We start from the raw sequence: 20846 nt of genomic DNA on the forward strand, positions 1-20846 counted from the left end.
CCGCCGGGCCCGGTGGGTTACCGTGCCGCCCCGCGGCACGCGCGGTGCCGGACACACCACCGACCGTGGCGGCGGCGGCCGTCACGGTCGGTGGGGGCTGGGGGCCGGGGGCTGGGAAGGCTGGGGGCGGACGCCGGTGCGGGTCAGACCACCGAGACGTACTCCGGGATGTCCTGGACCACCCGCTCCTTGAGCCGGCTGATCGCGTCCACCCCGCCGTACCGGGCGGCGGCGGCCTCGGTGGTCTTGCGGACCCTGGAGTTGAGCCGCTCGGAGCGCACCTTGGTGGCGATCTCCACCGCCTGCTCGGCCATCACCACGGCCTGCTCGGGCTCACGCTGCAGCAGGTGCACGCTGGCCATGCCGATCAGGTTGAAGGCGTAGGAGCGGACGTGGTCGCCGTCCTGGCGGAAGAGGTCGACCGCCCGCTCCATGACCGGGGCGGACATCGAGGCGTACAGCTCGGCCCGGTCCGAGTGGTAGGCGAGGTCGCGGAAGGAGTGCGCGTTCTCGGCGTTCAGCTCGGCCGGCGAGAAGAACTTCAGCCAGTCCGGGTCGCCGTCGCCCTCGCGGATGTCGGTGAAGGTGTCCTCGGCCAGCCGGACCGCCCGGGCGCAGCGGTTCACCTCGCCGATGGTGGCGTAGGCGCGCGCCTCCATCGCGTACAGCAGGGCCTGCTGGCGCGGGGTGGCGGTGTCCCGGCTGCCGTACTGGGCCAGGTGGATCAGCTCCAGGGCGTCCTCGCCGCGGTTGAGGTGGATCATCTGGCGGCTCATGTCGGTGAGGATCAGCGCGCCGAACGGGCGGTCGCCGGCCTCCTTGGCGGCGTGCAGGGCCAGCACGTAGTACTTCTGCGCGCTGGGGTGCATGCCGACGTCGTAGGACATCCAGCCGGCCAGGTGGGCCAGCTCGGCGGTGAGCCGGAACAGCCGCCGGGTGGTCTGCTCGGGGTAGGTCTCCTGGAGCAGGTCGGTGACCTCGTGCAGCTGGCCGACGACGGCCTTGCGGCGCAGCCCGCCGCCGTTCTGCGCGTCCCACTGCCGGAACATGACGGTGGTCTGCTCCAGCAGTTCCAGCTCGGGCTCGGAGAGCCGGCCGGTGAACGGCTCGCCGCCGTTGGCGGCGGTCAGGATCGGGGTGGGCGCGCCGTTCGGGCCGGGGGCGAGCCAGCGCTGCATCGGCTCGATCAGCGCGGCGCCGGCCGTCATGGCGAGCGAGGTGCCCAGGAAGCCCCGCCGGTTCAGCATCAGGTCGCTGCGCGAGTAGTCGCTGATCAGCTGGACGGTCTGCGGGGCGCTCCACGGCAGGTCGACGCCGCCGCCGACGGTGGAGACCGGGATGGCGGCCCGCAGCCCGAGGTCCTCGATGGAGACCACGGAGCCGAAGCGTTCGGAGAAGAGCTCCGACATGATCTTCGGGATGGGCTCGCGGGGCTGCTCCCCGTCGAGCCAGCGCCGCACCCGCGAGGTGTCGGTGGACACGTGGTGGGCGCCGATCTGGCGGGCCCGGCGGTTGACCTGGCGGGCCAGTTCGCCCTTGGACCAGCCGCTGCGGGCGAACCACGTGGTCAGCTTCTCATTGGGTTGCTTCTCTGCCATGGGAACGTCCCCATCCCGCCCGGCCCCTGCGGGCCCCGATCGTGACCGCCCGACGGTTGCGGGCTGTTGCCAGACGTGCTGCTTCTCTTCCGTACCCGAGGTGCTGTCGAGACCGCTGGTCGGACCACTCGTCGCACTGGTGTGCCATCCTCGCGGACGAGCCGTCAGATCCCCCAACTCCCGCCCCCACAGGGCCGGAAGCGGACTCCCCGACGATGTCTGCGTGCTGAACGTAACGCCCCGCACACGGTCCCGGGGAGCGGCCCTGGCGAAACGCCACCTTTCGCCACCCCCAGGAGTGAACCGATCCAAGACCGCACACGCTTCACTGGATAGTCCCGGCGGTCCGGCATATGCGGGCTGCCAAGTCCCCACCGGCACCACGGGCCCTCACCTGCAACCCACGGCAGCCCCAGGCGAGTTTGCCGCCCACCCCGGTAGACGGCCGCCTCGTGGACACGACGATCCGGCACGGGCACCGCCCCCCACAAGGCGGCGCCCGAGGCGCAGGGCCGGAACAGGCGCACGCCATGCGCTGCGCGCCGCTCCCGCACCACGCACGACGCAACGGACAATCAACACAAAGTCACCATCCCGTAACCATCGGCAACGAGAACCTGTTGGGGGAGGCATGGACAACCTGTTCGGCGAACTTCGACTGGGGCACCTGCGGTTGGCCCCGCTGAGCGCACGCCGCCGCACCCGGGTGACCGCGTCCCGGGCGGCCGCGGAGTACACCGGCCGCTGGGGCTGGGCGGTCACCGTCGGCAACCAGGCCGGCCCGGCGGCCGCGGCCCGCTGCCACTGCGGTGCCGCCCGCTGCGCCGCGCCCGGTCTGCATCCGGCCCCCGGCGGCGCACCGGCGGACCGCACCGGTACGAACGTCTCCGTCCTGTTCCCCACCGGCCGCGCCTTCGACGTCCTGGACGTCCCCGAGCAGGCCGGCCTCCAGGCGCTGGTCCGGCTGGAGCGGATGGGCACCCAGGTCGGCCCGGTGCTGGCCTCGCCCACCGGCCGGCTGCAGTTCCTGGTCGCCGCCGGCACCGCCCGGCGGCTGCCCGACCTGCTGTACCGGATGGGCTGGGACGACGCCGCGCTCGACCTCACCTGCCACGGCGAGGGCAGCTACGTCGCCGCGCCGCCGACCGTGCTCGGCGGTCTGGGCCCGGTCCGCTGGCTGCGCCGGCCCACCCGTGACAACGCCGGCTGCCCGCCCGAGGCCCGGTTGCTGCTCGGCACCCTCGCCTACGCCTGCCACCGCGGGCGCGAGCGCAGCGCCGAGCCCGCCTGGCTCGCCTCGTAACCACCCCGCCCGCCGGCCCCGAGGGACCGCCGCCCGCTCCCCCACCGCGCCGCCCCGGAAGACGCCGGGACACGCCGAAGGGCCCGCCCCGACCGGAGCGGACCCTTCCTCCGACAGCGGCCGGGGCTCAGTCCCCGATCAGCGCGTCCACGAACGCACCCGCCTCGAACGGCGCCAGGTCGTCGGCGCCCTCGCCGAGCCCGATCAGCTTGACCGGGACACCCAGCTCCCGCTGCACCGCGACCACGATGCCGCCCTTGGCGGTGCCGTCCAGCTTGGTGAGCACGATGCCGGTGATGTCGACCACCTCGGCGAAGACCCGGGCCTGGATCAGACCGTTCTGGCCGGTGGTGGCGTCCAGCACCAGCAGCACCTCGTCCACCGGGCCGTGCTTCTCCACGACCCGCTTGACCTTGCCCAGCTCGTCCATCAGGCCGGTCTTGGTGTGCAGCCGGCCGGCGGTGTCCACCAGCACGGTGTCGGCGCCCTCGGCGATGCCCTCCTTGACCGCGTCGAACGCGACCGAGGCCGGGTCCCCGCCCTCCGGGCCGCGGACGGTCCGCGCCCCGACCCGCTCGCCCCAGGTCTGCAGCTGGTCGGCGGCGGCGGCACGGAAGGTGTCGGCCGCGCCGAGCACCACCGAGCGGCCGTCGGCGACCAGCACCCGGGCCAGCTTGCCGGTGGTGGTGGTCTTGCCGACGCCGTTGACGCCGACCACCAGGACGACGGCCGGGCCGGCCTCGTGCTTGGTGGAGTGCACCGTGCGGTCGGCGTCCTTGCCGACCAGCTCGACCAGCTCCTCGCGCAGCAGGGCGCGCAGCTCGTCCGGGGTGCGGGTGCCGAGCACCTTCACCCGGGTGCGCAGCCGCTCGACCAGCTCCTGGGTGGGGGCGACGCCGACGTCGGCGGTCAGCAGGGTGTCCTCGATCTCCTCCCAGGTGTCCTCGTCGAGGTGCTCGCGGGAGAGCAGCGACAGGAGGCCCTTGCCGAGCGAGTTCTGCGAGCGCGAGAGCCGGGAGCGCAGCCGGACCAGCCGGCCGGCGGTGGGCTCGGGGACTTCGAGGGCCGGCGTCTGCTCGGCCTCGACCGCCTCGGGAGCCTCCGGGGCCGCCTCCGCCTCGGGGAGCTCGACCTCCTCGACGGTGCGCCGCGGCTCCTCGGTCGGCGGCGCGGCCTCCTCACCGACCTGGGGCTCCCGCGGGGTCCCGGGCGGCGTGATGACCGGCGGCCGCGCCTTCGGGGGGAGCTCCCGGCGTCGTCTGCCGGAGACGACCAGGCCGGCGACCGCGCCGACGGCCAGCACGGCGATGACAACGGCAAGGATCACGTATTCCACATCAATCTCCTTCTCGGGATCCCACGACAGAGTGATCCTTCGGTCACCGACGCACGGGGCGTCGCCGCCTCCCTTACGCCGACGCGGTGCCGTCCGGCACCGGTCGGGGCTTGGCCGTCATGAGGTCGTCAAGCGGCTGAATCAGAAGCCCCCTCGCGCGCGAGGGGGAGGAGTCACAACCCGTCCAGTATCCGTGATCGGGTCGCCCACGGGCAGCTGCCCCGGCGTCGGCCGGTGGATCACCCGGTCGGACGGGCGGCGGCGGCCGCCTCCCGCTGCCCGGCCGGCTGCGCGAGCGGCCTGCGCCGACGGGCCGGGGGCGCCCCCTCCCGCAGCCGCTGGCTGATCACCTGGGAGATGCCGTCGCCCTTCATGGTCACGCCGTAGAGGGCGTCGGCGGACTCCATGGTCAGCTTCTGGTGGGTGATCACGATCAGCTGGGAGCTCTCCCTCAGCTCCTCCATGATCCCGACCAGCCGGCGCAGGTTGGTCTCGTCCAGCGCCGCCTCCACCTCGTCCATCACGTAGAACGGGCTGGGCCGGGCCTTGAAGATCGACACCAGCAGCGCCACCGCGGTCAGCGAGCGCTCGCCGCCGGAGAGCAGCGAGAGCCGCTTGACCTTCTTGCCCGGCGGCCTGGCCTCCACCTCGACCCCCGTGGTCAGCATGTTGTCCGGATCGGTCAGCACCAGCCGCCCCTCGCCGCCGGGGAAGAGCCGGGAGAAGACGCCCTCGAACTGGGCGGCGGTGTCGTGGTACGCCGAACTGAACAGCTGCTCGACCCGCTCGTCCACGTCCTTGACGATGTCCAGCAGGTCGCGCCGGCTCCGCTTGAGGTCGTCCAGCTGCTCCCCGAGGAAGGTGTGCCGCTCCTCCAGCGCCGCGAACTCCTCCAGCGCCAGCGGGTTGACCTTGCCGAGCTGCTGGTAGGCCTTCTCGGCGGCCCGCAGCCGCTTCTCCTGCTCGGCCCGGTCGTACGGCCGCGGCTCGCCGGGCTCCCCGCCGTCCTCGGGTGCCGGCGCCGGGACGAGCCGGTCCGGCCCGTACGAGGCGAGCAGCTCACCGCCCTCGATGCCGAACTCCTCCAGCGCCCGGGACTCCAGCTGCTCGATCCGCAGCCGCTTCTCGGCGCGCAGCACCTCGTCCCGGTGCCCGGCGTCGACCAACTTGTCCAGCTCGGCCTTGAGTTCGCGGCCGTGCTCGCGGTGCTCCCGCAGCTGCGCCTCCCGCTCGGCGCGCGCCTGCTCGACGGCGGCCCGTCCGGCGTCGGCGCGGGCCAGCGACACCTCCAGGCAGGCCAGCAGCTGTCGGGCGCCGGCCGCGACGGCGTTCGCCACCCGGGCGTCGTGCTCGGCGCGCTCCCGGCGCTCGGCGGCGCGGGCGCGCGCCTCGCGCTCGGTCCGCGCGGCCCGGTCGAGCTGGTCGGCCCGCCCGGCGAGGGCGCGCACCCGCTCCTCGTGCGTCCGCACGGCGAGCCGGGCCTCCAGCTCGGCCTGCCGGGCGCCGGTGGCGGCCGTGGCCAACCGCTGCTGTTCCGCGGCGTCGGGTTCGTCCTCCCCCGCGTCGGCCGACTCCTCGGCGGCCGCGAGCCGTCCGGCCAGCTCCTCGGCGGTGTCGAGCAGGTCGGCCAGCCCCTGCTCGGCGCGACCGGCCGCGGCCGCGAGCCGTTCGGCCTCGCCGGCGGCCGCCCGGGACTGCCCGCCGAGCCGGCCGAGTGCGCCGGCCACCTCGGCCCGCTCGCGCTCCGCCTTCCGCCGGGTGGTGGCCAGTTGCTCCAGCCCGGCGGCCGACTCCCCCCGGAGTTCGGTGAGTTCGGCCAGCCGTTCGGCCGACTCGGCGCAGCGGAGGTCCAGTTCGCCGATCGCCCGGGCGGTCTCGTCGACCGCCGCCTGGGTCTCCAGCAGGCTCGGCGCACCGCCCGCGCCGCCGTACGCGAAGCCCGCGCCGAGCCGGTCACCCTCGGCGGTGACCGCGGTCACCGCCGGGTGCTCCGTCACCAGCCGCACCGCCTCGTCGAGCGAGCCGACCACGGCGACGCCGGCCAGCAGGGCCCGCGCGGCCGGCAGCAACGGGGCCGGGCCGTCGACCAGTTCGGCGGCCCAGCGGGCGGTGGGCGGCAACGGCGGCGTCGGCGCGGCCGGCTCGGGCGCGCCGGCGATGAGCAGCGCGGCCCGGCCGGCGTCCGCCGCGCGCAGCAGGCGCAGGGCGTCGGCCGCCGTGCCGGGCGAGTCGACCGCCACCGCGTCCGCGGCGGCGCCGAGGGCGGCCGCGACGGCGCTCTCGTGCCCGGGCGCGATCCGCAGCAGCGTGGCCGCCGGGCCGAGCAGCCCGGTCAGCCGGTCGGCTGCCGCCAGCAGCGCGCCGGTGCCGTCCTTGCGGCGCAGCCCGAGCGCCAGGGCGTCGTGCCGCGCGGTCAGCCCGGCCCGCTCGCGTTCGGCGGCGCCGGCGGCCTCGCGGGCACCGGCCAGCTCGCGTTCGACGGCGGCGAGCCGCGCACGGGCCGCCTCGTGGGCGGCCTCGGCCCGTTCGTCGTCCCCCGCCGAGGCGTCGACCTGCTCCCGCAGCTCCTCGTAGGCGGTCCGGGCGGCCTCGGCGCGCAGCAGTGCCTCGTCCCTGGCCTCGGTGAGCCGGCCGATCTCGGCCTCGGCGGCGCCGGCTTTGGACCGGGCGGCCGCGGCCTGCCCCTGCAGCCGGGCCAGCCCTTCGCGGCGGTCCGCGATGGCCCGGGCGGCGTCCTTCAACCGCCGTTCTTCCGCGGCGAGTTCCCGCTCCAGCTCACCCCGGGACTCGACCGCCTCGGCGAGCGCGTAGCGGGCCTCCTCCAGAGCCTCGGCCAGGGCGGCCTCCTCCTCCCGGACGTGCTCGGCCTCGCGCTCCAGCTCTTCCGGGTCCCGGCCGCGCCGCTCCTCGACCGCTCCCCCGGCGGCCGCGTGCCGGGCCCCGGCCTCGGCCAGCCCGACGGTGCCGCGGGTCCGCTCGGCCAGGGCGGAGAGCCGGTACCAGGTCTGCCGGGCCGCCTCCAGGCCCGGACCGAGCTGCTGGACCTGCGCCTCCAGGACGGCCTCCCGCTGGATCGCCCGGGACAGCTCCTGTTCGACGGTGGAGCGGCGCAGCTTCAGCGCCAGTTCGTCGGCGACCTCGGCCTCGACGGCGGTGCGCAGCGCGAGCAGGTCGTCGGCGAGCAGCCGGAGCCGGGCGTCGCGCAGTTCGGCCTGGATGCCGGCCGCACGCCGGGCGATCTTCGCCTGCCGGCCCAGCGGTCCGAGCTGGCGCCGCAGTTCGGCGACCAGGTCCTGCACCCGGTTGAGGTTGACCTGCATCGCGTCCAGCTTCCGCAGCGCCTTCTCCTTGCGCTTGCGGTGCTTGAGGACGCCGGCCGCCTCCTCGATGAAGGCGCGGCGGCCCATCGGGTCGGCGTGCAGCACGGAGTCGAGCTGTCCCTGCCCGACGATGACGTGCATCTCGCGGCCGATGCCGGAGTCGGAGAGCAGCTCCTGGATGTCCAGCAGCCGGCAGGTGTCGCCGTTGAGCGCGTACTCGCTGCCGCCGTTGCGGAACATCGTCCGGGTGATGGTCACCTCGGCGTACTCGATCGGCAGCGCGCCGTCGGAGTTGTCGATGGTGAGGCTGACCTCGGCGCGGCCGAGCGGGGCGCGCCCGCTCGTCCCGGCGAAGATGACGTCCTCCATCTTGCCGCCGCGCAGCGACTTGGCGCCCTGCTCCCCCATCACCCAGGAGAGCGCGTCGACGACGTTGGACTTGCCGGAGCCGTTGGGACCGACCACGCAGGTGATCCCGGGCTCGAACCGCAGGGTGGTGGCGGAGGCGAAGGACTTGAACCCGCGCAGGGTCAGACTCTTCAGGTGCACGCGCCGCTCTCCTCGTCGCTCGCCAGGGCCCCAGCGGCGACTGTATCCGGACGGACCGGCGCCGACGGTGCCCGGACACGACGAAGGGACGCCACTCAGGGCGCCCCTTGCAAGCTGCGTCCCTTATCGGGGCGGCTCAGTGCACTGCTGCGTCGATCTGCGAGGACCGGGCGGGACTCAGGTGAGAGCCGGCTCCCGCTGATCCAGATCGATGCTGTTGAGCAGCGAGTGCTCGTCAGCGACAGCGGTGAGCGCGTCGTTCTCGGCCTGCATCCGAAGGAGCTCGGACTCAAGATCCTGGACACGCTGCTGAAGCCGTCGCACCTCGGTGAGCATTCGCGGGTCGGGGCCGCCGACGTACCCGAGAAGCGCCTTTGCCATGATGAATGGTCCTCCACGCTGAGTGACCGAACCGGAACGGTACAGGTCTAGGGGGAAGGGGGACGCACGCGCGTCGCGCCACCGGCAGTGCTGGCTGGGCACTACGGCACAACCACCGTGAGCTGGGCCCACGAGGGCGTGCGCCTACCGGGTAAACGCGGTCGTGTGCGCGGGCTTCCAGCGTCTCACCAAAGACGGAAAGGGTCAACACGATCACCGCACGCTACCGCGCCCCTGTCACCTGCCTGGCGGTGTGGTCACACCAGGGGGGATCTCGGGCCGGTCCACCAGTCGCTCGTGGATCATCGTTCGATGCGGAGTCAACCACGAGTCTGCCCAGATGGCAACCGTATGACACCGAAGGCCGCCGATCATTTCACGGGGGCGGACCCCGGCCCGTCCGCCACGGCGCGCGGGGCCCCGGTCAGCGGATCTCGAAACCCGGGTAGCCGGTTCCGGCGGCCGTCCAGATCTCCGTCACCCCGCTGACGCGGCCGGGCGTGTCCGGGCCGCGCAGCAGCGCCAGCAGATGCTCGCAGTCGGCCGCGAGTCCCTCGGCCACCACCTGCACCCGGCCGTCGCCGAGGTTGCTGGCGTAGCCGGTCAGCCCGATGTCCAGCGCCCGCGCCCTGGTCCACCACCGGAAGCCGACCTGCTGGACCTTGCCCCGCACCCAGGCGGTCACCCGGACCGGTTCATCACTGTGGGCGTCGCGACCGTGCATGGCCCCGACCCTATCGGGCCGGATCGCGGGCCGCGCTACGGCGCCGTGGGGCCGGCCATCGTCCAGTCCGGACTGTGGATCTCCGCCCGGAGGTCCCCGCGCCGGCCCTCCTCGCCGCAGGTGCGGCAGACCCAGGCCGGGTCGTAGGGGTGCGGCTCGTGCCCCTCGGGGCTGTGCTCGAAGCTCACCGGCGGCTCGGGGAGCAGCCAGCGGTCGCCCCAGCCGAGCAGGGCGTGGGTGAGCGGGGCGAGGTCGCGGCCGGCCTCGGTCAGGTGGTACTCGTAGCGCGGCGGCCGCTCGCTGTAGGCGCGGCGCTCGACCACGCCCGCCTCCTCCAGCGCGCGCAGCCGGGCGGTGAGCCGGTCGCGCGGAGCGCCGGTGTTGCGGGCGATCCGGTCGAAGCGGTGGTTGCCGTAGAACAGCTCGCGGACGGCGAGCAGGGCCCACTTCTCGCCGACCACGTGGAGCGCGGCGGCGATCGAGCAGGGCCGGCCGGGGAGGGCGGGCGGGGCCGAAGGCGTGTGGGAGGTCACACCACCAGCCTGCCACACAGGGTTGCGTTCTCAAACCTCCTCGGGCGCACCACCGGCAGGGCCCAAGGCCCCCGCCGTCCACCGGCGGGGGCCGCGGGCCCGGTCGTCACGCCGCCGGGGTCAGAAGCCCCCGCCGAAGTCACCGCCGCCACCGTCGAAGCCGCCGCCACCGTCGAAGCCGCCACCGCCGCCGAAGTCGCCCCCGCCACCGTCGAAGCCGCCGTCGAAGTCACCGGAATCGAAGTCGGCGCCGGAGAAGTCGCCGCCGTCGTAGCCGGAGCCGCCGTCGTAGCCGGCCCCGTAGGCCGGGGAGCTCATCATCGAGCCGAGCATGGTGCCGACCAGCAGGCCGGGCAGCAGCCCGCCGCCGCCGAAGCCGCCGAAGTAGCCGCCCGCCCACGGGCCGTACGCCGGGCCGGCGTTCCAGTACGGCTGCGGGCCGTGCTCGGTCGGCACGGTCCGGATCTCCGGGTCCTGCCCGGTGGCCAGCCGGTCGGCGTCCGCCCGGCAGACCGGGACGGTGCGCGCCGCGCCGCCGGCCGGTGCCCAGTCGGCGTCCCGCACGGACGGGCCGTGCCGCGGGTCGAAGAAGCACGGCGGCCGGCGCTCGGGCAGCGGCCGCTTCGCGCGCCGGGCGTCCAGGGTGGCCAGCGCGAACCGGCCGTCCTCCAGTGCCTCGGTGACCGGCTTGACGTCCTCCGGCCCCTTCGCCTCGTCCATGCTGCGCTTGGCCCGCTCGTAGGAGTCCAGGGCGTGCGTGTAGTCGGCCCGCTGGACGTCGTCGGCGTCCGGGGCGCCCGGGCTGAAGTCGAGCCGGTCCAGCTCCTCGCCGAACGCGGTGATGTCCTCGTCCACCACCCGGCGCAGCTGCGCCAGTTCGGCCCGGCGCCGCTCCTCCTTGCGCTTCTTCGAGCGGCGGAAGAGCAGGAACACCCCGGCCCCGGCCAGTGCCAGCAGGGCCAGCGGGACGACGACCGCCGCCACCGAGAAGCCGCCGGAGCCGCTGTTCGCCCCGTGCCCCTTCACCTGGGGCGCGGCGGTGTCGACGAAGTCGTTCAGGGTCGCGTCGACGTCGCCCGGGTGCGAGCGCGCGGACGCGCCCGCGATGCGCTCGGCGCTCGTGGTGGCCAGCGCGGCCTTGTCGGACTGGGCCAGGAACCGGTCACCGCGCCAGATGCCGTAGACACCGGTGATGCCGACCTTGGTCTGCAGGTCGGAGAAGACCGTACGCGCGCCGTACGGGTCCGCCGCCGGGACCACCGCGATGAAGATCGGCTTGTCGGCCTTGCGGATCTTCTCGGTCAGGGCGTCGGCCTGGCCCTGGCTGAACCGGCCGGTCATCGCCGGGTCGACGTAGACCCGGCCCTGCTTGAGCGCGGCGGTGGCGTCGTCCAGCCCGCCGGCCGCGGCGGCCGCCGGGGCCAGCACGAGCAGCAGCCCGAGCAGCAGCGCCACCAGGGCCGACAGCCCGGCACTCCGGGAGCGTCGTCGAGCGAGGGTTCTCATGCCATCGACGCTACCCCTCCCGCCACGTCGACAGGGCATCCCCTTCGCGTACGGGCGGCCCCGCGCACCCCCACCGTCCGCCGGGGTCACTCCCCTCCTCGCGGATGATGTTTCCCCCGGCCGCCCCGGAGACGGGCCGCGGCGGGAACCCGGCCGTCGGCCCGGTCGTCCGTCCCGGCGGGTCCACGGGTGGTCGAGGAGCGCTCGACGGCCGATCGGACCCTCTCCCCCGACCAGGCATAGTGGTGGCCGGGCCTCGGCCCCCTTACCTACTCCTGACCTCTTCTCCCGATCGGAGCATCTGGGTGTTCATCGGCCTCGTCACCGCCGTGGCGGCCTCCGCCTGCTACGGCACCGGTTCGGTCCTGCAGGCCGTCGGATCACGTCGCTCCGCCCGGGAGGAGGCCGCCGCCGCGGGCAGCGGCTCGGCCGGGGTCACCGCACACGGCGGGCCCAGCCTCGCCTCCACCGCGAAGGCAGCCGTCACCTGGGAGTTCATCCTGGGCACCGTCCTCGACTTCATCGGGTTCGGACTCGGCGCCCTGGCCGCGCGACTGCTGCCGCTGTTCCTCTCCCAGACCATCATCAGCGCCAATCTGGTGATCACCGCGGTGCTGAGCATCAAGCTGCTCGGCATCCGGCTCAAGCAGCTGGAGTGGGCGTCGATCGGCGTGCTCTGCTCGGCGCTGGTGCTGCTGGCCGTCTCCGCCGGGCCGGAGGGCGGCCACCACGTGGAGATGTCCTTCCACTGGTGGCTGCTGCTGATCACCACCGTGCTGCTGGTCGGCGGCGCCCTGCTGGTGCGGCGGATGGGCGCCAACGGCGCGATCGTCGCCGGTCTGCTCTCCGGCCTCGGCTTCGGCGCGCTCGGCGTCGGCGTGCGGATCCTCAACGGCGTCGAGCCGTTCGACCTCGGCGCGCTGCTCTCCGACCCCGCCCTGTACGCGATCCTGGTCGGCGGCATCGGCGGGATGTACGTGCACACCGTGGCCCTGCAGATCGGCTCGGTGAACGGCGCGACCGCCGCCCTGGTGGTCGGTGAGACGGTGCTGCCCGGCGCCGTCGGCGTCCTCTGGCTCGGCGACTCCTCCAAGGAGGGCCTGGCCTGGCTCGGCGCGGTCGGCTTCCTGCTCGCCGTGGTCTCGGCGGTCGGCGTCGCCTACTTCGGCCAGGACACCCACGGCCCGGCCGGGTCCGACCAGCCGCAGCCCGAACTCACCAAGCGGTAGCGCCGGGTGGCCCCGGAGCGGGGCCGCCCGGGCTCAGGCCCCGCTGCGGGCGCGCGGGACGCGCTGGCAGCGGGGGCAGAAGTAACTGGAGCGGTTCATCCAGGCGGCCCGGCGGATCGGGGTGCCGCAGCGGCGGCACGGCTCGTCCTCGCGGCCGTAGGCGTCGAGGTCCCGGGAGAAGTACCCGCTCTCGCCGTTCACGTTGACGTAGAGGCTGTCGAAGCTGGTGCCGCCGACCGCGAGGGCGGCCGTCATCACGTCCCGCGCGTGGGCCAGCAGGACGGCGGCCTGCGGACGGGTCAGCGCCGTGGTCGGGCGGTCGTAGTGCAGCCGGGAGCGCCAGAGCGCCTCGTCCGCGTAGATGTTGCCGACCCCGCTGATCAGCGTCTGGTCCAGCAGCGCCCGCTTGACCGTGGTGCGCCTGGCCCGCAGCGCGGCCACGAAGGCGGCGTCGTCGAAGCGGGGGTCGAGCGGGTCCCGGGCGATGTGCGCGATGGAGAGCGGGGTGCCCTCCGGGTCACCCTCCTCGGCCTCCTCGACGGCCAGCCCGCCGAAGGTCCGCTGGTCGACGAAGCGCAGCTCCCGGCCGCCGTCGGTGAACCGCAGCCGCACCCGCAGGTGCTTCTCGTCGGGCACCGACGGGTCCTGGACGAGCAGTTGGCCGCTCATCCCCAGGTGACCGATCAGCGAGAACCCGCCGACCGGCGAGCCGTCGGCCGCGGTGGACAGCGGCACCCAGAGGTACTTGCCGCGACGCTGCGCGGCGCCGAGCGTGGCCCCGGTCAGCCGCGCGGTGAAGTCGGCCGCACCGGCCGGCTGGCGGCGCACGGCCCGCGGGTGCAGCACGTCGACGGCGGCGACGGTCCGCCCGGCGACCCAGTTCGCCAGACCTCGGCGGACGACCTCTACCTCGGGGAGTTCGGGCACGGGAAACAAGCCTCCTGCGACTGAAACATGCAGGAGGAAGAGTACTGCGTGCTCAGGCGCCGGCGGGCAGGCGGTCGGCGTACTTCTCCTTGATCGCCCGCCAGGCGCTCTCCGCGGCCTTCTGCTCGGCTTCCTTCTTCGAGCGGCCGACGCCGCTGCCGAAGTCCTCGCCGGCCACCCGGGCCGCGGCGGTGAAAGTCTTCTCGTGGTCCGGACCGGACTCCTCGACCACGTACTCCGGCACTCCGATGCCCACCGAGGCGGTGAGCTCCTGGAGGCTGGTCTTCCAGTCCAGGCCCGCGCCCAGCTGGGAGGACTCCTCGATCAGCGGGTCGAAGAGGCGGTGGACGAACTCGGTGGCCGCGTCCAGGCCCTGGTCCAGGTAGACGGCGCCGATCACGGCCTCGACGGTGTCGGCGAGGATCGACGACTTGTCGCGGCCGCCGGTGCCCTCCTCGCCCTTGCCGAGCCGGATGAACGTCCCGAGCTCCAGGCCACGGCCGACGTCGGCGAGCGCGCGGGAGTTGACCACCGCGGCGCGCAGCTTGGCGAGCGTGCCCTCCGGGACGTCCGGGTGGACGCGGTAGAGGGTGTCGGTCACCACCAGGCCCAGCACCGAGTCGCCGAGGAACTCCAGGCGCTCGTTGGTGGGCAGCCCGCCGTTCTCGTACGCGAACGAGCGGTGGGTCAGGGCACGCACCAGAAGGGCGCGCTCGAGCGTGTACCCGAGGCGCCCTTCCAGGACGTCGTATTCGGTCGAAGCCGGCCCGCCGGCCTTTCCGCCGCCCGAAGAAGCCTTCGGGGCGATGGTCGCCTTGCGGGAAGAGTTACTGTCCGACATCGATCCGTACACCCCGCCGATCAGACCGAGAGGACCTGGCGACGGTTGTACGTGCCGCAGCTCGGGCACGCGATGTGGCCGAGCTTCGGCTCGTGGCAGCTGTCGCACGCCACGAGGGCCGGAACGACGGCCTTCCAGTTGGAACGGCGGTGGCGCGTGTTGCTGCGCGACATCTTCCGCTTCGGAACAGCCACGGCTACTTCTCCTGGTTCTCGGCGGCACCCTCACGGGTGTCGCTGTTCTTGATTCCGTCACCCTCGTCGCCGGGGGCGGCGGAGAGTCCCTGCAGAGCCGCCCACCTGGGGTCGGCGGCGTCGTGGTGGTGCGCCGGGTCGTCGCTCAGGCGCGCTCCGCACTCGGAGCACAGGCCCAGGCAGTCTTCCTGGCACACCGGCTGCAGCGGCAGTGCGAGCACCACCGCGTCACGCAGCACCGGCTGGAGGTCGAAGAAATCGCCCTCCAGACGGTAAGTCTCATCTTCCGAGTCCTCGTCGAGGTCGTCCGTCCCGGCGGTGCGGGCACGGTGACGCTCGTCGGACTCCGGGTAGTAGTACAGCTCCTGGAAGTCCACGTCGAGGTCGTCCTCGACCGGCTCCAGGCACCGCACGCACTCGCCCTCGATCACGGCCTCGGCGGTGCCGGTCACCAGCACGCCCTCGACCACCGACTCCAGGCGGAGCTCCAGCCGCAGTTCGCTCTTCTCCGGGACACCGATCACATCGATGATCCCGAGGCCCTCGGGGGCCTCCAGGGTGCGGGACACCTTGCGCAGCGAGCCCGGGCGACGGCCGAGCTCGTGCGTGTCGAACACGAGTGGGTCGCGGTGGTCGAGGCGGTTCAAGGTGTCCTGACTTCCTGAGAAAACTGATGCGCGGTGCTGCTCACCGGACGATGCGCGGGCAGACCGACGGCCCGACACGGAGAGGCCGGAGTGGTCAGACTACCGGAGTCTCCCGCCAGGCCCAACTTCGCCCACGGAGGGCGAGCGGGCTCAGCGGCCGCCGAGCTCCCGGAGCCTGGTCATGTCGATCATGCTGGTGTCGAAGAAGCTGGTCTCGTCCAGGCCCGGCTGCTGCGGGACGGCCGGCGGGTTGGCGGGCTGCTGCGGGTAGCCGTAGGCGTCGTACTGCTGCGCGGCGTAGCCCTGCTGCTGCTGCGGATAGCCGTAGCCGCCCTGCTCCTGCGCGGCCGGGTACCCCTGCTGGTGCTGCTGCTGGTGTTGCTGCTGCCCGTAGCCGTACTGGCCGCCGTACGGATCGCCCTGGCCCGCCGGGTCGAAGCCGCCGCCGTACACCTCGGCGTACTGGCCGCCCGGCTGTTGCGCGGCGGCGTACTGGTCGACGCCGGGCGCCTGCCAGCCGGCCGCGGCCGGGGTCTGCTCCGGCCAGGTCTGCTGCTGCGGCACCTCCTCGCGGTACCACGGCACCTCCTCGCCGTCGGCGTCGGTGGCGAAGCCCGCCGCCACCGCCTCGGCGCGGTTCTTGGCCTGCTGGGCCTCGTCGGCGGCGGCCAGGTAGGCACCCAGCTCGTCGATCGGGGCCTTGCCGAGCAGCTTGTCGCGGCCCTTGCCGACCGCCTCCAGCGTCGCGCTGAGGACGTTCTCCAGGGTGGCGAGCTTCACATCGACGTACTCGTCGACCTCGGGGCTCGGGGTGATCCGCGGCTGCGGCCGGAACTCCTCGCCGTCGGTCTCGCCCTCGTACGGGGTCTCGAAGACGCTGGAGTCGCCGCGCAGCTTCGTCCGGCCGCGGCCGACCGCGCCGAGCGTCTTGGTCAGCACGACCTCGAAGTTGGCGAGCTTGCTGTCCACGTAGTCGTCGGCCTCGGCGCGCTTGGTCTCGACCTCGGCACGCGCCTCCGCGAGGATGCGGTCCGCCTCGGCCTGGGCCCGGCGGACCACTTCGGTGTCGGAGATCAGCGAGCCGCGCTCGGCGTGCGCGCCCTGGATGATCCGCTCGGCCTCCGCCTCGGCTCCGGCGACCACCTGCTCGTGGTCGGCCATCACCGACTGGGCCTGGGCCAGCTCGGCGGGCAGTGCCGCCCTGAGGTCCTGGAGCAGGCCGACCAGTTCGGCTCGGTTCACCACGCAGGAGGCCGACATGGGCATCGAGCGGGCGTTCTCGACGGCCGCGACGATCTCGTCGACCTTGTTCTGCACGTCCACGGGGCTTCGTCTTTCCGTGTGCCGCCGACGGTCCGGCGGAGGCAGGCCCTGCGGTGGACCTCACCGCAGGGCAGGAACACAGACTTTACGGCCACGGCGGGGCGAGGTCACAACGCCCGGACCGGGCTGCCGGACCGGCCCCCGGACAACTGGTGACGAATCGGCAGAAACGGACCGGCCCGGCTCCGGCCCGGCGGCTACTGGGCCTTCCGCTGCGCGATCCGCTCGACCAGCCGGCGGTGCACCGTCTCCGGCAGCAGGTGCGAGACGTCGCCCCCGTACGAGGCGACCTCCTTGACCAGCGTCGACGACAGGAAGCTGTACGTCGGCGAGGTCGGCAGGAAGAGCGTCTCGACCCCGCTCAGCCCGTGGTTCATCTGGGCCATCTGCAGCTCGTAGTCGAAGTCGCTGACGGCCCGCAGGCCCTTGACGATCGCGGGGATGCCGCGCTCCCGGCAGAAGTCCACCAACAGGCCGAGGTGCGACTCGACCACGATGTTCCCGTACTTGGCGGTGGTCTCCTCGATCAGCGCGATCCGCTCCTCGATGGTGAACATGCCCTGCTTGTTCCGGTTCACCGCGACCGCGACGTGCACCACGTCGTACAGCTTCGAGGCCCGCTCGATGATGTCGAGATGACCGTTGGTGATCGGGTCGAACGATCCGGGGCAGACGGCGCGGCGCATGGCGTGGATGCTCCCTCGTGGGGTGACGGGTCCTGCGGGCCTCGGCCCGCTACGAGTGTGGGCGGCCCTCGGCGGCGGCGCGACCGTACCAGAGCGTGCCCTCGCCGTAGCGGCGCGAGCGCAGTACCTCGAAGCCTTCGGGCCAGCCGAACTCGCCGCCTCGGGTGCTGCGCTCCACGGTGACGAGTGCGTCGGCCGCGAGCCAGCCCCCGGCCAGGAGTGTGATCAGCATCTCGCGCACCTCGTCGTCGGTGACGGCGTACGGCGGATCGAGGAAGGCCAGGTCGTACGGGGTCTCCGGGGGCGGTCCCGCGATCACCTTCTCGGCCCGGGAGGCCACCACCACCGCGCCCGGCAGGTCGATCGTCCGGACGTTCTCCCGGATCACCCGGGCCGCCTGGCCGTCGGCCTCGACCAGCAGGACGTGCTCGGCGCCGCGGGACAGCGCCTCCAGGCCGACCGCGCCCGATCCGCCGAACAGGTCGAGCATCCGGGCCCCGTGCAGGGTGCCGCGCAGGGCCTCCAGCGTGGAGAACATCGCCTCGCGGGCCTTGTCGGAGGTCGGGCGGGTGCTCCGGCCGGGCGGTACGGCCAGCCGGCGGCCGCCGGCCGCCCCGGCGATGACGCGGGTCATGGTGGTGGGAGGTCCTTTCGTCGCTGCCCGCCCACGCTATACGGCCCCCGCCCGAAGGGCCGCCCCGAACCCCTCGCCGCAGCCCCGGCGGAGGGCTGCGGCGAAGGTCGCGGCGAGGGCCGCGGGATCAGCTCGCGTCGGCCGCCGTCGACTGGGGCGGGATCGCCGCGCCGAGCAGCGCCGGCGAGGCGTAGCGGGACCACGAGAGGCAGCCGTCGGGCGGGCAGAACTCGGGGCGGCGCGGGTCGTGCCCGAGCTCGCGCAGCTTGGTGCGGACGGAGTCGGGGGTGCGGCCGAAGCGGGCGGCGATCCGGGCGACGGTCTCGCTGTCGTGGAACCGCCGGACCAGCTCCTCCTCGTGCTGCGGCACCCAGGGGGCGCCGTGTCCGGGGTAGAGCTCGCGCAGCACGTCACGGTCGGGGATGGGCTCGGAGACGTCGGCGACGATCGCCAGGGCCCGGAGCGCGCGGTTGAGCGCGATCCGCAGCGAGGCGACGTCCTCGACCGGCAGGCGGAGCTTGCCCGAGGCGAGCGGCGCGGCGGCCGCCCCCTCGCGCCAGCCGGTCAGGGTGAGGGTGACCTCGCGGTCGTCGTCGCTGGCGAGTTCGATCCGGAAGACCTTGTCGCCGAGCGGGAGCTCGTTGAGATGACGGAATGCCATGGCAGGACCCCCAAGTGTCGTGCCAGGTGCGCACCTTGAGGGTGCGTCCTGAACAACTACATTCTCTCGCGGGGGTCTGACAATCGGCCCTGGCGGTCAGCCCTGACGATTCAGCCCTGGCGGTCAGCCCTGGCGGGCGGCCCGGGCACCGGCCCGCCGGCCGGGCTCCCGGGGGGCTCAGCCCTTCTCCAGGTACTCCGCGCGGTCGGCGTCCAGCAGGCTCTCCAGCGCGGTGCGCAGGTCCGGGTGGGCGGCCAGCTCCGGGTCCTCGGCGACCAGCCGGGTGGCCTCGGCCCGGGCGGTCACGATGACCTCCTCGTCCTCCAGTACGGAGAGCACCTTCAGCGAGGACTTCACCCCGGACTGCGCCTGGCCCAGCACATCGCCCTCGCGCCGCTGTTCGAGGTCGATCCGGGACAGCTCGAAGCCGTCCAGGGTGGCGGCCACCGCGTCCAGCCGGGCCCGGGCCGGGCTGCCCGCCGGCATGTCGCTGACCAGCAGGCAGAGGCCGGCGGCGCTGCCGCGCCCGACCCGGCCGCGCAACTGGTGCAGCTGGGAGACGCCGAAGCGGTCGGCGTCCATGATCACCATCGCGGTGGAGTTGGGGACGTTGACCCCGACCTCGATCACCGTGGTCGCCACCAGGACGTCCACCGCGCCGGCCGCGAACCGGCGCATCACCTCGTCCTTGGCGTCGGGCGCCAGCCGGCCGTGCAGGATCTCCACCCGCAGCCCGGCCAGCGGGCCCTTCAGCAGCTTCTCGGCGGTCTCGACGACCGACAGCGGGGGGCGCCGGTCGTCGCTCCCGGCGCCCGCGTCGGGCTCCGCGCCGGTGAGCTCCTCCAAGTCCTCGGCCGGGACCGACCGGCGCTTCCTCTTGGCGTCGGGGGCGGGCTCCTCGTCCCCGATCCGGGGGCAGACCACGTACGCCTGGTGGCCCTTGGCCACCTCCTCGCGGACCCGCTCCCAGGCCCGCGCCAGGAAGTTGGGCTTCTCCAGGGCCGGGACGACATGGGTGGAGATCGGCGAGCGGCCGGCCGGCAACTGGTCCAGCACCGACGTCTCCAAGTCCCCGAAGACGGTCATCGCGACGGTGCGCGGGATCGGCGTGGCCGTCATCACCAGCAGGTGCGGCGGCTGCTCGCCCTTGGCCCGCAGCGCGTCCCGCTGCTCGACGCCGAAGCGGTGCTGCTCGTCCACCACGACCAGGCCGAGGTCCTGGAACTGCACCTTGTCCTCGATCAGCGCGTGGGTGCCGATCGCGATGCCCGCGTCCCCGCAGGCCATGTCGAGCATCGCCTGGCGGCGGGCCGGGACGCCCATCGAGCCGGTCAGCAGCACCACCCGGGTGCCGAGGTCCGAGCCGCCCAGCAGGCCGCCCTCGGCCAGGTCCCCCATCATCTCCACGATCGACCGGTGGTGCTGCTGCGCCAGCACCTCGGTGGGCGCCAGCAGGGCGGCCTGGCCGCCCGCGTCGACCACCGCGAGCATGGCGCGCAGCGCGACGAGCGTCTTGCCGGAGCCGACCTCGCCCTGGAGCAGCCGGTGCATCGGGTGTTCGGTGGCCAGGTCGGCGGCGATCTCGGCGGAGACCTTCAACTGGCCGTCGGTGAGGGTGAACGGGAGCCGGGCGTCGAAGGCGTCCAGGAGGCCGCCGGCCCGGGGCTCGCGGGGCTTGGCCGGCAGGGCGGAGTCGGCGGCCCGGCGCTGGGCGAGCGCGACCTGGAGGACGAAGGCCTCGTCCCAGCGGAGCCGGCTCTGGGCGCGCTCGCGGTCGGCCTGGCCGCGCGGGCGGTGGATCAGCTCCAGCGCCTCGGGCAGCGGGATCAGTTCGTGCCGCTCGCGCAGCTCCGCGGGCAGCGGCTCGCCGACGTCGGAGAGGTGCTTGGTGAGGGCGGTCTCGACGCAGATGGACAGCTTCCAGCTGGGCATCTGGGCGCTGGCTCCGTAGACCGGGATCAGCCGGCCGGCGAACTGCTGCGCCGCGTCCGACCCGGTGTCCTCGTCGAGCAGTTGGTAGTCCGGCGAGACCAGCTGGCGGGTGCGGTTGAAGACGCCGACCTTGCCGGCGAACAGGCCCTGGGCGCCGGTGCGGAGCTCCTTCTGCCGCCAGCCCTGGTTGAAGAAGACCAGCGAGAGCCGGCTGCGGCCGTCGGTGACGACCACCTCCAGGCGGTCCCCCTTGCGGCCGCGGAACGGGATCAGGGTGACCTTCTCGATCCGGGCCAGCACGGTGACGTGCTCGTCGATCTCCAGCTCGTCCAGGCTGGTGAGCTGGCCGCGCTCGACGTAGCGGCGCGGATAGTGGTGCAGCAGGTCCCCGACCGTGCGCAGCTTGAGGCTGTCGGCGAGCACCTTGGCGGTACGGTCGCCGACGAGCTTGGTCAGTGGTTCATCGAGAGCGCCCATCAGGCCCTTGTTTACACCACCGGACCGACATTCCGGGCGCCACCC

Annotated in this window: 18 protein-coding genes; 2 read left to right on the plus strand and 16 right to left on the minus strand. The window is 73.7% G+C overall.

Annotation, left to right across the window (positions count from 1 at the left end):
• Window positions 1-143 precede the first annotated feature (143 nt).
• Complete coding sequence (locus ABZ497_RS22715; RefSeq protein ID WP_329489761.1) at window positions 144-1598, minus strand: hypothetical protein; 1455 nt, start codon at window positions 1596-1598, stop codon at window positions 144-146.
• A 631-nt stretch (window positions 1599-2229) separates the two neighbouring features.
• Between ABZ497_RS22715 and ABZ497_RS22720 the strand changes: the two genes are divergently transcribed.
• Entirely contained in the window at window positions 2230-2901 is a 672-nt protein-coding gene (locus tag ABZ497_RS22720) for a bifunctional DNA primase/polymerase (RefSeq protein ID WP_329489760.1), read from the plus strand.
• Between the two features lie 127 nt (window positions 2902-3028).
• Here ABZ497_RS22720 and ftsY read toward each other — a convergent pair whose 3' ends face one another.
• The 6 genes from ftsY to ABZ497_RS22750 form a co-directional block, all read right to left on the minus strand.
• Window positions 3029-4237, minus strand: coding sequence for a signal recognition particle-docking protein FtsY (gene ftsY, locus ABZ497_RS22725; RefSeq protein WP_359807862.1), 1209 nt, complete (start codon window positions 4235-4237; stop codon window positions 3029-3031).
• A 239-nt stretch (window positions 4238-4476) separates the two neighbouring features.
• Window positions 4477-8106 carry a chromosome segregation protein SMC gene (gene smc / locus ABZ497_RS22730; RefSeq protein ID WP_359807864.1) on the minus strand — a complete coding sequence of 1210 codons (3630 nt, stop codon included), beginning with the start codon at window positions 8104-8106 and terminating at the stop codon, window positions 4477-4479.
• 177 nt (window positions 8107-8283) lie between these two features.
• Window positions 8284-8487: a hypothetical protein gene (locus ABZ497_RS22735; protein WP_329489757.1), complete on the minus strand. Its 204-nt coding sequence runs from the start codon at window positions 8485-8487 to the stop codon at window positions 8284-8286.
• A 424-nt stretch (window positions 8488-8911) separates the two neighbouring features.
• Complete coding sequence (locus tag ABZ497_RS22740; RefSeq protein ID WP_359807866.1) at window positions 8912-9211, minus strand: acylphosphatase; 300 nt, start codon at window positions 9209-9211, stop codon at window positions 8912-8914.
• 35 nt (window positions 9212-9246) lie between these two features.
• Window positions 9247-9744 (minus strand): helix-turn-helix domain-containing protein, encoded by a 498-nt coding sequence (locus ABZ497_RS22745; RefSeq protein ID WP_329489755.1) that lies wholly within the window; start codon window positions 9742-9744, stop codon window positions 9247-9249.
• 120 nt (window positions 9745-9864) lie between these two features.
• Window positions 9865-11250, minus strand: coding sequence for a hypothetical protein (locus ABZ497_RS22750; RefSeq protein WP_359807868.1), 1386 nt, complete (start codon window positions 11248-11250; stop codon window positions 9865-9867).
• Window positions 11251-11555: 305 nt separating this feature from the next.
• Between ABZ497_RS22750 and ABZ497_RS22755 the strand changes: the two genes are divergently transcribed.
• A complete protein-coding gene (locus tag ABZ497_RS22755; RefSeq protein WP_329489753.1) occupies window positions 11556-12479 on the plus strand; it encodes a hypothetical protein in 924 nt (307 codons plus the stop codon).
• A 33-nt stretch (window positions 12480-12512) separates the two neighbouring features.
• Here the strand turns inward: ABZ497_RS22755 and mutM are convergent, their stop codons facing one another.
• The 9 genes from mutM to recG all read right to left on the minus strand — a co-directional run bounded on the left by mutM (window position 12513) and on the right by recG (window position 20801).
• The gene (gene mutM / locus ABZ497_RS22760) at window positions 12513-13406 is read right to left on the minus strand and encodes a bifunctional DNA-formamidopyrimidine glycosylase/DNA-(apurinic or apyrimidinic site) lyase (RefSeq protein WP_329489752.1); all 894 of its coding nucleotides are present in this window, start codon (window positions 13404-13406) and stop codon (window positions 12513-12515) included.
• A 52-nt stretch (window positions 13407-13458) separates the two neighbouring features.
• Window positions 13459-14247, minus strand: a complete 789-nt coding sequence (gene rnc, locus ABZ497_RS22765) for a ribonuclease III (protein ID WP_329489751.1) — start codon at window positions 14245-14247, stop codon at window positions 13459-13461.
• A gap of 20 nt (window positions 14248-14267) precedes the next feature.
• Complete coding sequence (gene rpmF / locus ABZ497_RS22770; RefSeq protein WP_188303282.1) at window positions 14268-14441, minus strand: 50S ribosomal protein L32; 174 nt, start codon at window positions 14439-14441, stop codon at window positions 14268-14270.
• Between the two features lie 2 nt (window positions 14442-14443).
• Complete coding sequence (locus ABZ497_RS22775; protein WP_329489750.1) at window positions 14444-15088, minus strand: DUF177 domain-containing protein; 645 nt, start codon at window positions 15086-15088, stop codon at window positions 14444-14446.
• Window positions 15089-15238: 150 nt separating this feature from the next.
• Window positions 15239-16411, minus strand: a complete 1173-nt coding sequence (locus tag ABZ497_RS22780) for an ATP synthase F0 subunit B (RefSeq protein WP_359807870.1) — start codon at window positions 16409-16411, stop codon at window positions 15239-15241.
• A gap of 197 nt (window positions 16412-16608) precedes the next feature.
• Window positions 16609-17097: a pantetheine-phosphate adenylyltransferase gene (coaD, locus tag ABZ497_RS22785; RefSeq protein ID WP_329489748.1), complete on the minus strand. Its 489-nt coding sequence runs from the start codon at window positions 17095-17097 to the stop codon at window positions 16609-16611.
• A gap of 49 nt (window positions 17098-17146) precedes the next feature.
• The gene (gene rsmD, locus ABZ497_RS22790; RefSeq protein WP_359807872.1) at window positions 17147-17731 is read right to left on the minus strand and encodes a 16S rRNA (guanine(966)-N(2))-methyltransferase RsmD; all 585 of its coding nucleotides are present in this window, start codon (window positions 17729-17731) and stop codon (window positions 17147-17149) included.
• A 127-nt stretch (window positions 17732-17858) separates the two neighbouring features.
• Complete coding sequence (locus tag ABZ497_RS22795; RefSeq protein WP_352291629.1) at window positions 17859-18392, minus strand: hypothetical protein; 534 nt, start codon at window positions 18390-18392, stop codon at window positions 17859-17861.
• 177 nt (window positions 18393-18569) lie between these two features.
• Window positions 18570-20801 (minus strand): ATP-dependent DNA helicase RecG, encoded by a 2232-nt coding sequence (gene recG / locus ABZ497_RS22800; protein WP_329489745.1) that lies wholly within the window; start codon window positions 20799-20801, stop codon window positions 18570-18572.
• Window positions 20802-20846 lie beyond the last annotated feature (45 nt).

The sequence above is a fragment of the Kitasatospora sp. NPDC005751 genome (genome assembly GCF_040630835.1).
Classification (GTDB): Bacteria; Actinomycetota; Actinomycetes; order Streptomycetales; family Streptomycetaceae; genus Kitasatospora.